The sequence below is a fragment of the Dorea sp. AM10-31 genome (assembly GCF_003435815.1).
GTDB lineage: Bacteria > Bacillota > Clostridia > Lachnospirales > Lachnospiraceae > Dorea_D > Dorea_D hominis.
Map to the genome: position 1 here is coordinate 37,378 of NZ_QTUV01000010.1, position 14,671 is coordinate 52,048.

Consider the following 14,671-nt stretch of genomic DNA (forward strand, 5'->3'; position numbering starts at 1 on the left):
ATTAAGATTTTATTAGTTTTGTACCAGAATTCTTGCAATACCATCCAGAACCTTTGCTACAATCTCTGTTGGCATCGGTGGTTTTTCTCTTTTATTCCGAATCTTGTGAACATATACAAATGTATAATTCTCTGCACGGAATGTAAGACTCCCCCGGAACAGTTCGATCAGCTTCGGAATCCTCTCTGGCTGTACTTTCGCATGTTCATACATTGTAAAGGTATACATGTCACCTTTCTGTTCAATTGTCGTCACATAAAGCTTATGTGCTCTTGCTTTCAGTGCAGCAACTTCCAGAAGGGTACCAACTTTTTTCGGCGAATCTCCAAAACGGTCGATCAGTTCTTCCTCCATATCTTCCCGTTCTTCGTCCGATTCGATTGCCGCGATCCTTTTATAAATATCCAGTTTCTGGTATTCATTCGGAATATAGGAATCCGGGATAAATGCATCTACATTCAGATCAATGGTTGTCGTAAAATCTTCTTCCTCCATCTCACCTTTTAACTGTTTGACTGCTTCGTTTAACATTTTACAGTACAGATCATAACCGACTGCTTCCATATGCCCATGCTGTTCAGCTCCAAGCAGATTTCCCGCTCCACGGATCTCCAGATCCCTCATGGCAATCTTAAAACCGGAACCCAGATCTGTAAATTCCCGGATCGCCGCCAGTCGTTTTTCTGCTACTTCTTTTAAAAGTTTATTTCTTCTGTACAGTAAAAATGCGTATGCCATGCGGTTCGACCTTCCGACACGTCCACGAAGCTGGTAGAGCTGAGAAAGTCCCAGTCTATCCGCATCATGGATGATCATTGTATTGACATTGGAAATATCCAGTCCTGTTTCAATAATTGTCGTAGATACAAGCACATCGATTTCCCCGTTAATGAAATCATACATGATCTTTTCCAGTTCATGCTCCCGCATCTGTCCATGTGCATATGCCACATTTACATCCGGTACAAGTTTCTGAATCCTACCTGCCACATCTGCAATATCTTCCACCCGATTATATACATAATAAACCTGTCCCTGTCTGGCACATTCACGCTCAATCGCCTCACGTACCATTTCATCATTATATTCCATGACATAAGTCTGGATTGGCATACGCTCTTCCGGAGCTTCTTCCAGTACACTCATATCACGGATACCGATGAGACTCATGTGCAGAGTTCTTGGTATCGGTGTCGCCGTAAGCGTCAGCACATCGACATTTTCTTTCATTTTCTTGATCTTTTCTTTATGCTGCACACCAAAGCGCTGTTCCTCATCAATAATGAGCAATCCGAGATTTTTAAATTCCACATCTTCGCTCAGCACACGGTGTGTACCGATGACAATATCAACAAGCCCTTTTTTCAGATCCTGTATCGTCTTTTTCTGCTGCGACGGTGTACGGAATCGGCACATCAGATCCACACGCACCGGAAATTCTTTCATACGCTGAACAAATGTATTGTAATGCTGCTGTGCAAGAATAGTTGTCGGGACGAGATAGACAACCTGCTTATCTTCCTGTACTGCTTTAAATGCCGCACGGATGGCAACTTCCGTTTTTCCATAGCCAACATCCCCGCAGATCAGACGATCCATGATCTTCTTGCTCTCCATGTCTTTCTTCACTGCTTCGATCGCATGCATCTGATCTTCCGTCTCTTCAAACGGGAACATCTCTTCAAATTCCTGCTGCCATACCGTATCCGGTCCGTACACATAACCTTCCTGGTTCTGTCTTACTGCATACAGTTCTACCAGATCTTTGGCGATAACCTTTACCGCACCGCGGACTCTTTTCTTCGTCTTCACCCATTCCTGGGAGCCGAGACGGTTAAGTTTCGGCTTCTTTGCATCCGCGCTGGCATATTTCTGGATCAGATCAAGCTGTGTTGCCGGAATATAAAGATTGCCGCCCTTGGCATAGGCAATTTTCATGTAATCTTTGGTAATCTTATCAACCTCAATCTTTTCGATTCCCTGATAGATCCCAAGGCCGTGATTCTCATGTACAACGTAATCTCCCGGCTTCAGCTCAGAAAAGTTCTGGATCTTCCGTCCTTCATAAATTTTTCTTTTTTTCTTTTTCTTCGCCTTTCCGAAAATATCACTCTCTGCAATGACTGTAAATTTCAGCATCGGATACTCATATCCTTCTGCAATATGTCCGTATGCTGTCATAATCTCTCCCGGTTTCACAAGCCTGTCCGAATCATCACTGTAATAACTACTCAGATCATAATCTCTTAAGTCTTCGGCAAGACGTTTGGCACGCGTTCTTGAACCGGACAATAATACAACGCGGTATTTTCCTCTTTTCAATCTTTTAAGATCCTGCGTCAGAAGTTCAAAGCTCCGGTTATATGGATTAACGCTCTTTGTCTGTAACTGGTAGGATTCCCGGAGTTCCAGCCCCGGTGCGCGCATTTCCAATGCCATAAATCCGACAGATGCATATCCATTCATCTTTTTTTTCAACTCTTCAACGGTATACATCCGCATCTCTTCATCCGAAACTTTGCAGCCATTCTCTACACGACGCTTCTGCGCTTCTACGAACTCTTCTTCCACGCCTTCGCCTTTTTCCAGAAGTCTTACTGGCTCATCCAGAAACAGGATTGTCTTTTCTTTTTCAAAATAATCAAGAAACGATACGCCTTTTTCTTCGTCAGTCGGATACTCTACTGCCGGATAAATGAACACTTCCGTCAGATTTTCGATTGAACGCTGTGTCTCCACATCGAAACTGCGGACAGAATCCACTTCATCCCCCCACAGTTCGATCCGTACAGGCAGATTCTCTGTAAGTGGATAAATATCAATAATCCCTCCCCGAACGGCAAACTGACCGGGACCTTCAATCTGTACTTCTCTGTCATATCCAATCTTCACCAGTCGGTCTTCCAGTTCCTTCAGATCCAGTGTATCCGTATTCTTTATATGAATCACACGTTCACGGATCGTCTCTTTCGGAAGCAGCACATCCATAAATGCATCAAAACTCGTAACAACCGTCACCTGCTCCTTCTGAATAACCGCCTCCAGCACCTCCATTCGCTGCTTCACCAGCTCTTTACTTCTTATATCTGCCTGATAAAACAGAAAATCCTTTGACGGATACAGATACACATCTTCCGAAAGCATCTTATACTCTTCATATAAAGCTCTCGCTTTTGACTCACTGGAACAGGCGATGACTCTGTAAGCGGAGCCATCGCCAAGTGCGTACATAAAATGTGTTTTCTGAGAAGTAACACACCCCGAAATGCATATCATCCCGGGGTTTTCTTTTCTTTTTTTATAAATATCTTCAAATTCCGCCAGCTCTCGTAACGGTTCTGTCAGCGCCTTCATACTTTTATGCCTCCTTAGGCTTCACCTTACGGTTAAATTCATTCATAGCCGCTTCCATCTCACCGGCAAGGATCTTCTCCACAGCCTGAATTGCTTTCTGGTAGCCTTCTTCCATCTCTTTCCTCTCCGCCTTTGTAAAATGACTCAGCACATAATCGGCAAGGTCATATTTTTTCGGTTTCTCTCCCACTCCGACCTTAATCCTTGGAAATACCTGGGTTCCCAGATGGGCAATAATATTTTTGATCCCGTTATGTCCTCCGGCACTTCCTTTCTTACGGATACGGATCTGTCCCGGCGACAGACTGATGTCATCATAAATGACGATCAGATCCTGTTCTTCATCTATTTTAAAATAATCAACCAGCCCCCCAATGCTCTCACCGCTCAGATTCATGTAAGTCTGCGGTTTTACAAGGAGTACTTTCTGTCCTTCTATGATTCCTTTACCGATATAGGCTCTGTTCTTACGCCCGTCTACGGATATATTATATTTGTCTGCCAGTGCATCTATGACATCGAACCCGGCATTATGTCTGGTTCCTTCATACTGCATGGTAGGATTACCAAGTCCTGCAATTATATACATATGTTTCTCACCTTCCATTTTCTCTTTTAACATTCTACAGGAACTCTACTCATTTGTCACGGAAAAAATACATGTATATTTTTCCGTTTTTTTTCATACATTATAGAAAGCAAATAGAATCTATAATATACAGGAGGTCGCTGATGAGTTCCAAAACTAAAATAATTGTACTGCATATGAGAGAAATTATATATACAGTCGTATTTGCTGTTCTTGCACTTATACTGATTTTACTTCTTTTCTTTATGTTCGGACCAAAAAAGGAAGAAAAAAAGACTTCCGGCCAGACATATACGCCGGGAACTTATTCTTCTTCCCTCACTTTAAATAATACAGATCTGGAAGTGGAAGTAACCGTTGACAGTTCCAAAATTAGTTCAATCCGATTCACAAACTTAAGCGAATCTGTTACTGCCATGTACCCACTGATACAGCCCACTCTCGAAGAGATTGCCGACCAGGTCTACGAAAAACAGTCTTTAGAAAATATCTCCTACTCCAAAGACAATCCTTACACTTCCCAGATCATTATAAATGCAATACAAGAAGCGTTAGAAAAAGCCGCAGCATCCAAATAGCTGCGGCTTTTCCTATCCTTCTACGATCAAATAACGTCCCCCCGGAAGTACGAATACTTCAGATGCGTCTTCCAGTTCTTCAGAAGACATTCCTTCAACGTCAAGTCCCTCTTCTTCAAGAAATTCACGGACTTCATCAATATTCTCTACGATCGTTGCCATGCATTCCTCCAGAAAAGCTTCTGCTCCTTCCAGCGTCTCTGCCACCGGCTCGTCAAAAAGCTGTGACTGATTCTCCAGAAATGTTTTCAGACATTCCTCATCATACTCATACATGCTCTTTTCCTCCTTCCTCTCATAGACTTTTAAACATATGCAAGAAGATCTGCCGGCTTCGCGATCATATGCTCCGGATCTGCTTCTCTTAATTCCTGTTCGGAACGGAAGCCCCAAGTTACACTAATCGTCTTAAGACCTGCATTCTTTCCCGTTTCTATATCCACTTCAGAATCTCCCACATACAGACATTCCGATGCCTCTGCACCCAGTACCTCCAGAATATGCCATACACCATCCGGCGCGGGTTTTCTCCTAATTCCTTCCTGCTGCCCGGACACGTAATCAAACACTCCGTCACCAAAGATCTTACGCACAACCTTTACCGCCTGTGCATGTGGTTTGTTGGATAATACGGCGAGTTTGATTCCTCTGTCTTTCAATGCTTCAAGCATCTTAACAATTCCTTCGTAAGGTGTTACATGATATGTACAGTTCTCATCAAATATTCTTCCATAAACCTGCATTCCTTCTTCCAGCCGTTCTGCATTCTCATCACCGACAGCTGCCAGCGATTCTTCCATCAGACGTCTGGCACCATTTCCAACAAAAGTTCTGCACTGCTCTTTCGTAATCTCCGGCAATCCCATCTCTCTCAATGTGGCGCGTACGGAATATACAAGCGATTCCAGAGTATCTGTAAGTGTTCCATCTAAATCAAAAATACAAGCTTTCATTTTCTTATGTCCTCCATGCAATTAATATAATAGTATGACCTGTTCTAAAATGCAACTAAAAATTCCTTTCAATCTGCAATCAAAAAGGAACGGAATCATTTTCCGTCCCCAAGATAGCGCCGCATAATACGCAGTGCATTTTTTTCCAGTCTGCTGACCTGTGCCTGTGAAATTCCAATTTCATCCGACACTTCCATCTGTGTTTTTCCTTCAAAAAAGCGCAGATCAATGATATACCTCTCTCTTTCATTTAAACGGTTCATTGCCGCTTCCAGTGACAGATTCTCAATCCATCTGTCTTCTTTATTTTTATGGTCACTGATCTGATCCATCACATAAAGTGCATCTCCGCCATCGTTATACACCGGCTCCTGCAGACTTACCGGTGTCTGGATTGCGTCCATCGCAAAGACAATATCTTCTTTCGATATGCCTACTTCTTTTGCAATTTCCTGCACGGTCGGCTCTTTCTGATACTGTTTCATATAATTTTCCCTTGCGTAAATCGCTTTGTACGCTGTATCTCGCAGGGATCTGCTAACACGGATGGAATTGTTATCCCGCATATAACGACGGATTTCTCCAACGATCATCGGAACTGCATAAGTAGAAAACTTTACGTCCAATTCTGTATTAAAATTATTGATTGCTTTAATAAGACCGATACAGCCGATCTGAAATAAATCATCCGAGTTTTCACTGCTCGCAGAAAAGCGCCGGATCACACTCAGCACCAGCCTTAGATTTCCTTTGATATAAGCATCTTTCGCCTCTTCATCTCCTTCTTTTATACGCGCAAACAAAGCTTCCTTCTCCTTTTCACTCAGGATTGGAAGCTTTGCTGTATTCACTCCACATATTTCTACTTTTCCCTGTGTCATATCGAGATCCTCCTCTACCAGATGTACTTTCTTTTCTAGTAGAAATCATCTCCATATCTACACACGTTATGCGGTCTTAAGATAAAATAAAAAAACTTTTATCCCTTGACATTCTTTTCTATCTGTCCCATTTATCTGCAAGATTCTGGATCTGGGATTCTAATTTTGCAAGCTCTTTATTGGCGAGTCCCTCATTCTTATAAACGACCTCCAGCAGTCTCTTCGCAGCCGCAACCACACGTTCAAATGCGGTATGTTTCCGGATTTTCTCCGGTTTCTCAGATGCTTTCTTCGGCATCCGTATACCTTCACTTATAATCTCTCCGGTCAGCAGATTTACGCTTCCGCCGGAATAAGGTGCAAACGCCGGATAGCCAAATTTTTCCTCAATAAGAGCAGCAAATTCATCTGTTACCTGATCTTCTCCGTGTACGACAAAGACATGCCGGATATCAGAAGTAAACCCACTCATCCAGTATAGCAGTCCGTTCATATCTGCATGGCCACTGATACCTTTCAGCACTTCGATTTTCGCATTGACTTCCACATTTTCACCGAACAGTTTTACAACCTGTGCTCCCTCGATCAACTTTCTTCCCAATGTTCCCACTGCCTGATAGCCTACAAAGCAGATCGTACATTCTTTTCTCCACAGATTGTGTTTCAGATGATGTCTGATACGGCCAGCTTCACACATACCAGATGCTGACAGTATAACTTTTGGTTTTTCATCAAAATTGATCAGTTTTGACTCATCACTTGTAATCGTTGTGCGTAAGCCCGGAAATACAAGCGGGTTGATTCCCTGCTGTATCAGTTTCATTGCATCTTCATCAAAGCAGGACTGTACATTTTTCTGGAATACGTTCGTTGCTTCTATCGCAAGAGGGCTGTCTACATATACTTCAAATCCCGGATATTCCGGAAGCAGATTCTTCTCTTTGATCTCACGGATAAAATACAGGATCTCCTGTGTTCTCCCAACAGCAAAAGACGGAATTACAACATTTCCTCCTTTCGCAAATGTTTCTCGCAGGATTCTTGTAAATTCTCCTACATAATCCGGAATATCTTCTCCATGTGTACGATTACCGTACGTCGATTCGATCACAACATAATCTGCTTCTTTTACTGTTTTTGGGTCTTTGATGATCGGCTGGTTCACATTCCCCACGTCACCGGAAAATACGAGTTTTCTCGTCTCGCCTTCTTCTGTGATCCAGATTTCAATCGCTGCTGATCCAAGCAGATGCCCCACATCTGTAAAACGGATATCAATACCGTCACAGAGTGTGATCCGCTGTTCATAATCACACGGATGCAGAAGTTTGATTGCTGCCATTGCATGCTCCATCGTATATAACGGCTCATATAATGGTTCGCCACTTCGCATTGCCTTCCTGTTTCTCCACTGTGCTTCAAACTCCTGGATATGTGCACTGTCACGAAGCATGATATCGCAGAGGTCTGCTGTTGCAAATGTAGATATGATCTCTCCTCTGAAACCTTCCTTGCACAACAGTGGAATCTTTCCAGAATGATCAATATGTGCGTGTGTCAGAAGCACATAATCGATGTCTCCTGCCTTTACCGGGATTTCCTGATTCTCATACAGATCCGGTCCCTGTTCCATTCCACAGTCTACGAGAATATGTTTTCCGCATGCCTCAATCAAGTGGCAGCTTCCTGTAACTTCATGGTCTGCACCGATAAATATAAGCTTCATATCATCAGCCCCTTTTTTCTTTATTGTACCACTTTTTCATTTCTTTTTCTATATTTTCTGAATATTAGTCATTTTTCGGCATTTTTCACATGCAATACCGATCATCAAGAATACTTCAGCATTTCTTTTTTCAGTCTCTGCATGATCTTCTTTTCCAGCCTCGAAATATAAGACTGGGATATGCCAAGAATATCCGCCACTTCCTTCTGTGTTTTTTCTTCACCTTTCGCATCATTCAATCCGAATCGCATTCGTATGATCGTCTGCTCCCTTGCGCTCAGCCGGTTGATTGCCCCAAACAACACTTTCTTTTCTGCTTCCTGCTCCATATCCCGGTAAATGGTATCTTCATCCGTGCCAAGTATATCTGAAAGCAGCAGCTCATTTCCATCCCAATCCACATTTAACGGCTCATCAATCGATACTTCCATCTTTGTTTTATTATTTCTGCGCAGATACATTAAAATCTCATTTTCAATGCATCTGGATGCATATGTAGCAAGCTTGATTTTTTTCTCCGGATTGAACGTATTGATCGCTTTGATCAGTCCGATCGTTCCGATGGAAATCAGATCTTCCACACCAACTCCCGTATTATCAAATTTCTTTGCTATATACACAACCAGACGAAGATTATGTTCGATCAGAAGCTTTCTTGCTTCATTCGCATCTCCATTCTTAAGACTTCTGATCGTCGCTTCTTCCTTCTCCGGTGAAAGTGGTGCCGGAAGAATCTCCGATCCTCCTATATAATGGATTTCCCGATGATCCGGAAATAAAAATGTACGGATACCCGGAATGATTTTTAATTTGAACTGATTCGGTACTGCAACTTTAATTACCATATGATTTCCTCCTAAAATATATCAGGATTCAGAATCATCCGACAATCTTCGCATAGGATCTTTTCCTCACTGACCGCAACTAATCCGTTCTTTATGACCATATTTTCCTTCTCTGGAAATATCATTCTTTCTATCCGGAAAGCTTTCATAACACCATTTTCTTTCCCAATACTGTGATATGCGATCTCACGCATCTGTGGAATTTCTTCTTTCAGCAGACATTCCGCTATTTCCGGATCCAGTATATTTACCGGTTCTCCACTGACCGGATCACGCAGACGGTTTCCCGTATCAATCAGTGCTTTTCCATCATAGTTCTGCCCCGCATGCTCCAGACGGATTCTGCATGTTCCGAATTTCTTTCTGAACAACTGCTGTAACATCCAGAGAATTCCACCTGCCAGGTAGTCCCCCGCAATCACACATCCAAAGAAAAGGCTGCCATAACGGATATATTGCCGAAACAGGGACAGAATACCTGCCATAAGCACTGCGCTGATTCCGAGAACGATGAACGCTCTCACAAGCTCTCTGCTTCTTCTGATTCCCAGTCCTGCCTGAATCATAACAACATTTACAAAAGTGTAGAAAAAAAGCAGTTTCAAAATTCCTGGAATACCAGGAATACTCCAGACAATACATGTCAAAAATGCTCCAAGAAATGCTCCCCACAGGATACGCATTTTTCCTACTTTACACGAAAGGATTTTCCCTGTTATCTTAAGGAGCATCCAATCCATAATGGCATTGATCAGGAAAAATACATCTATGTACAGTTCGTACTGCATTTTCCACCTTCTTTTTCCTTTGGAAACTAAATCGATTTGGTCCATGTGCAATTATTATTATAAAGATATGCCCTTTAGAATTTTGTCAGAATCTGGCGTGATTTTGTCAGTTTCTTTCGACGGAAACTGACAGCAATAAAACAAACAAAGAAGCCTGCATCTTCATCTGTCGATAAAAATGTAGGCTTCTTTGTTGCTTATGTCTTTATTTTGTTTACAAAAACACTTATTTCTTAAAGAAATCCGGAATCTTGATGGACTGTTCCTTCACCTTGCTCGTAGGTGTTCTCGGTGTCTCAAGAGTCGGTGCTGTTCCTCCCATCGCTCTTCTAACCTGCTGTCCGGAAGCGGATGCACTGCTCTTTGCAGATGCCATGCCAGCATCCAGTTTCTGGGATGACTGAGCGTGCTGCTGAATATGAGACTGTGTTCTCATCGGCTGCGCAACTCTCTCTCTTTCATATTCTCTGTGATGTACGGTTCCTGCCGGCGCAGTTCTGTTCTCCAGTCTTGATTTTAACTTAGAAGCGCTTCCTTCTACATTGTGAAGACCGGTAGCGATAACTGTAATCGTTGCTTCATCAGCTCTGGAATCATCATACATAGCACCGAAGATAATATTTGCTTCTTCTCCTGCAAGATCCTGCACAAATTCTGCCGCATCAGAAGCATCCATCAGCGTAATATCACCAGATACATTAATGATAACATGAGATGCACCCGCGATCGTTGTCTCAAGAAGTGGACTGGCAACTGCCTGTTTCACAGCTTCCAGTGCTTTGTCATCACCACGACCCTGACCGATACCGATATGTGCGATACCCTTGTCTGTCATAACAGTCTGAACATCTGCGAAGTCCAGGTTGATCAGTGAAGGAACATTGATCAGGTCGGTAATACCCTGAATACCCTGCTGCAATACTTCGTCAGCTTTCTTCAGAGCTTCCGGCATAGTTGTGCGTCTGTCAACGATCTCTAATAACTTGTCATTCGGGATAACAATCAGAGTATCTACGCTCTCTTTTAACTTTTCAATTCCGCCAAGGGCATTACTCATACGTGTCTTGGACTCAAAACGGAATGGCTTTGTTACAACTCCGACAGTTAATGCACCCTGCTCTTTTGCAATTCTTGCCACAACAGGAGTTGCTCCTGTTCCGGTTCCGCCGCCCATACCGCAAGTAACGAATACCATGTCTGCACCTTTCAGTGCTGCGGAAATCTCTTCTGCACTCTCTTCGGCAGCTTTCTCACCTACTTCAGGTCTTGCTCCGGCGCCAAGTCCTTTTGTAATCTTGTCACCAATCTGCATAAGTGTCGGTGCCTTACATAACTGTAAAGCCTGTTTATCTGTATTAATAGCTATAAATTCCACACCGGCAATCTGTTCATCGATCATACGGTTCACGGCGTTATTTCCTCCGCCACCTACTCCAACAACAATTATCTTTGCCGCTGCTTCTGATTCATTTGTCTTAATTTCTAGCAAGGGTTTCTCCTCCTTTGTTATCCTTATTATATATATTATACATCCCATACTCTTCGAGTATCCCGCCGTGCCATCTTCCCCGATCCTGCGGCACTGCGGCACGATGCGTTATACATAAAGCAACACATACAAAAGTACAGCTTGCCATATATATTATATAATATAGGCTTTTGTATAAAATATCAATAGAATTGCGGAATTTTTCTTATTTTTATTTTGATTTTTTTGCTTTTTCAAATGTGATCGTTTCCTGCCCGTCAGCGTAATTTTCCAAATGCAGAGTTCCTTCCTGCCCGCCCAGTTTTTCGATAATTGGCGGGATCTGTGCAATCTTCTCTGCGGAAATGCTCTCTCCAAGATTTACTTTTACATTTGCGATCCGCAAATAGATCCTGTCATTCCTGCAGGTAATCTTGTCCACTGACAGATTATAATTCTGTAATTCCCGGCACGCATCCAGTACTTCCGAAAAAAGTTTTGCATCTGCACATTCCAATACCTTGTACTCACCACTGGAAGTCAACGTGATGCCTTCTACAAGAGGCACCATTTTTTTTACGGCACTTTTATCTACAACAAGTCCTTCTGAATCAAAATAAACATACTGTTCTCCCTCTTTCATACCGGCAACAATTGTCTTTTCCTTTACACGGATCTGCACGGTCCATGGATTTTTCATAGATACCTGCATACTTTCAAAACACGGGAGCACGTTTCCTTTTCCCATCCCATACTGTAATACCAGATACAGGGAATTTGTAGAAAGCCTGCCACTTTTTATGCTCTCTGCCACTTCCCTGTCCGAACAGTATTCATTTCCTTTTACTTCAATCCTCTGTATATGAAACAAAAGCAGGACCGTCATTATAATAATCGCAAGTCCGCTTATCAGAACAACCAGTGCATAGATTCTCTGCGCCTGTTTCTTTTTCTTTGCGTTCTTTCTGCGCCTTGCATTTCTTTCTCTTTCCATCTGTCTGCCTCCTAAAAGCTCTTTTCGCTTTTTTTATCTTACCATTGTTGACACATTCAGCACAAGTCCCATTTCTGCAAGAAGAAACACGATCGACGTTCCCCCATAGCTGACAAACGGCAATGTAATCCCTGTATTTGGAATCGCATTGGTGACAACAGCAATATTCAGTATGACCTGAATCATCAGATGTGCCATCGCACCCGACACAATCAGCGCGCCAAACAGATCCTTCGCATGCACCGCAATCACAAAAAAGCGCCACAATAACAGTAAAAATAAAAAAATCAAAAAGCCGGCGCCTGCCAGCCCAAATTCCTCACAAATGATAGAAAAAATCATGTCATTCTGCGCCTCCGGAACAAACCCAAGTTTCTGGATTCCTCTGCCAAGCCCTCTGCCGAACAGTCCTCCGGAACCGATTGCATACAGTCCCTGCACTGTCTGATATCCTTTGGCAAACTGCTCTGGATTACGCCAGATCAGAAGGCGCTCCAGGCGATAGCTCTCAAGCATGAGAAATACCGTCATAAATCCTGTCCCGATCACTCCCATCCAGATGAACTGTACATATTTCGGACTTGCCACAAATACAAGGATCACTCCGATTCCAAGAATGATGATCGCTGTACTCAGATTACTTGCTCCGACCAGCCCTACAATTGGCAGGATACAGAACAGTACCTTGAATAATATCGTAATCTTCTCTATTTTCTTAGCATTTTTATTTACCATCCATGCAAGAAATAAAATCAGTGCGACCTTGGCATATTCAGAAGGCTGAAACGAAAAAGGGCCCAAAGACAACCATCTTTTGGACCCATTGTATTCTTCTCCTGCTAAAAGGACTAAAACGGAAAGAGCCACCGCTCCCACATAGCCAGCTACAGCAGCATATTTCCAGATATGATAATCAATACCTGCTACCAGATACATCACCGCCAGTCCCAGTGCTGTTGCAAATAATTGCTTTTTCAGATAGTACATGGCATCGTGAAACTTCACTTCGCCATTATAGACACTTGTACTGTACAGGATCACAAGTCCCGCCAGAATTAAAAGCATCAGCACAACCAGCAGTGTCAGATCATATTTTTTCACTCTTACCTTGAACGTGGTCAAACTATTTTGCACTCCTTATAAGGAATTTACAATTCTTTTAAATTCATCTCCACGTACTTCATAATTCGGGAACATTCCCCAACTTGCACATGCCGGTGACAGAAGCACTGCCTCTCCACTCTCGGCTGTCTTTGCTGCAAGAAGGACTGCCTCTTCAAAAGTATCTGCAAACACATAATCATGGAAACCACATTTTTCTGCATCTGCAGCAATCTTTTCCTTCGTTGCGCCAATCAGGATCAGTTTCTTAACCTTTCCATCAAATGCATTGATCCACTCTGTAAACTCGGAGCCTTTGTCATATCCTCCGCCAAGCAGCACCGTTCTGCGGTTCATTGCCTGGATTCCTTTGATCGCAGCATCTGGATTGGTTCCTTTGGAATCATTATAATAAACAACACCGTTCTTTTCTGTTACATATTCGATACGATGTTCTACACCTTTAAATGCACGGATCACTTTGCGGATAATATCCATCGGCACACCATATACTGCTGCCATCGCAACAGCCGCCATATAATTCTCATAATTGTGCATACCGAGAAGCTGTAATTCATCTACATTGCATACAAGCACTTCTTCCGGGTTCTTATAAATCATATTCCCGTTATCCAGATATATTCCTTTTTCCAACTTCTGTCTGCTGCTGAAATAAATCACCTGTGCATCTATATGTTCTCCGAACTCTCTCGTTCTCTCGTCCTCGTAGTTCAGGATACAGTAATCTTCTGCTGTCTGGTTCTTTGCAATATTCTTCTTTGCATTCACATATGCTTCCATCGTGTGATGACGATTCAGATGATCCGGTGTAAAGTTAAGGATCGCGCTGACCTTCGGACGGAATGTTACGATGCTCTCAAGCTGGAAACTGCTCATCTCTGCAACTGCAACTGCATCTTCTTCCATCTGTCTTGCTGCCACAGTATACGGATTACCGATATTACCTACAACATATGTATGCTCTTTGTATGCTTTCATGATCTCACCGAGAAGCGTTGTTGTTGTCGTCTTACCGTTCGTACCGGTAATTGCTAGCACATCACCTTTTCCAAATGCATACGCAAGCTCTACTTCACCGATCACAGCAACCTTCTTATCACGCATTGCATTTACAACCGGAAGGTCTGTTGGTACTCCTGGGCTCAACACTGCAATATCTAATGTATCAATCAGTTTCTCCGGAAATTCACCAAGGATAATCTCTGCTTTTACTCCATCCCCAAGCTGTTCTTTCATAGCAACTTTATCCAACTTGTCATTTCCATCGTAAAGAATAACCTCTGCTCCATGATCTTCCAATAATTTTACAGCTCCGATTCCGCTGATACCGGAACCGAATACCAGTACTTTCTTTCCTGTTACTTCCATTTTCT

The 14,671-nt window shown here is 42.8% G+C and carries 13 protein-coding genes; 1 reads left to right on the top strand and 12 read right to left on the bottom strand.

The window, feature by feature from the left end:
* Positions 1-12: 12 nt before the first annotated feature.
* Both mfd and pth read right to left on the bottom strand, forming a co-directional pair.
* On the bottom strand, positions 13-3,354 hold the full coding sequence (gene mfd, locus DW125_RS12505; protein WP_117538350.1) for a transcription-repair coupling factor: 3,342 nt from the start codon (positions 3,352-3,354) through the stop codon (positions 13-15).
* Between the two features lie 4 nt (positions 3,355-3,358).
* The gene (gene pth, locus DW125_RS12510) at positions 3,359-3,943 is read right to left on the bottom strand and encodes an aminoacyl-tRNA hydrolase (RefSeq protein WP_117538377.1); all 585 of its coding nucleotides are present in this window, start codon (positions 3,941-3,943) and stop codon (positions 3,359-3,361) included.
* A 143-nt stretch (positions 3,944-4,086) separates the two neighbouring features.
* Here pth and DW125_RS12515 point away from each other — a divergent pair, with 143 nt between their 5' ends.
* Positions 4,087-4,521 (top strand): FMN-binding protein, encoded by a 435-nt coding sequence (locus DW125_RS12515; RefSeq protein WP_021861562.1) that lies wholly within the window; start codon positions 4,087-4,089, stop codon positions 4,519-4,521.
* 12 nt (positions 4,522-4,533) lie between these two features.
* On the opposite strand, the gene DW125_RS12520 is transcribed toward DW125_RS12515, so the two are convergent.
* The 10 genes from DW125_RS12520 to murD form a co-directional block, all read right to left on the bottom strand.
* Positions 4,534-4,797, bottom strand: coding sequence for a hypothetical protein (locus DW125_RS12520; RefSeq protein WP_021861563.1), 264 nt, complete (start codon positions 4,795-4,797; stop codon positions 4,534-4,536).
* A 29-nt stretch (positions 4,798-4,826) separates the two neighbouring features.
* A complete protein-coding gene (locus tag DW125_RS12525; protein ID WP_021861564.1) occupies positions 4,827-5,474 on the bottom strand; it encodes an HAD family hydrolase in 648 nt (215 codons plus the stop codon).
* Positions 5,475-5,569: 95 nt separating this feature from the next.
* The gene (gene sigG / locus DW125_RS12530; RefSeq protein WP_021861565.1) at positions 5,570-6,355 is read right to left on the bottom strand and encodes an RNA polymerase sporulation sigma factor SigG; all 786 of its coding nucleotides are present in this window, start codon (positions 6,353-6,355) and stop codon (positions 5,570-5,572) included.
* 118 nt (positions 6,356-6,473) lie between these two features.
* Entirely contained in the window at positions 6,474-8,081 is a 1,608-nt protein-coding gene (locus DW125_RS12535; protein WP_021861566.1) for an MBL fold metallo-hydrolase RNA specificity domain-containing protein, read from the bottom strand.
* A 104-nt stretch (positions 8,082-8,185) separates the two neighbouring features.
* Positions 8,186-8,926, bottom strand: coding sequence for an RNA polymerase sporulation sigma factor SigE (sigE, locus tag DW125_RS12540; protein ID WP_021861567.1), 741 nt, complete (start codon positions 8,924-8,926; stop codon positions 8,186-8,188).
* An 11-nt stretch (positions 8,927-8,937) separates the two neighbouring features.
* Positions 8,938-9,714 (bottom strand): sigma-E processing peptidase SpoIIGA, encoded by a 777-nt coding sequence (locus DW125_RS12545; protein ID WP_158549926.1) that lies wholly within the window; start codon positions 9,712-9,714, stop codon positions 8,938-8,940.
* 226 nt (positions 9,715-9,940) lie between these two features.
* Complete coding sequence (gene ftsZ / locus DW125_RS12550) at positions 9,941-11,203, bottom strand: cell division protein FtsZ (protein WP_021861568.1); 1,263 nt, start codon at positions 11,201-11,203, stop codon at positions 9,941-9,943.
* A gap of 211 nt (positions 11,204-11,414) precedes the next feature.
* Positions 11,415-12,176, bottom strand: coding sequence for a cell division protein FtsQ/DivIB (locus tag DW125_RS12555; protein ID WP_021861569.1), 762 nt, complete (start codon positions 12,174-12,176; stop codon positions 11,415-11,417).
* Between the two features lie 33 nt (positions 12,177-12,209).
* Entirely contained in the window at positions 12,210-13,298 is a 1,089-nt protein-coding gene (locus DW125_RS12560) for an FtsW/RodA/SpoVE family cell cycle protein (RefSeq protein WP_021861570.1), read from the bottom strand.
* Positions 13,299-13,313: 15 nt separating this feature from the next.
* Entirely contained in the window at positions 13,314-14,666 is a 1,353-nt protein-coding gene (murD, locus tag DW125_RS12565; protein ID WP_021861571.1) for a UDP-N-acetylmuramoyl-L-alanine--D-glutamate ligase, read from the bottom strand.
* Positions 14,667-14,671: the final 5 nt, after the last annotated feature.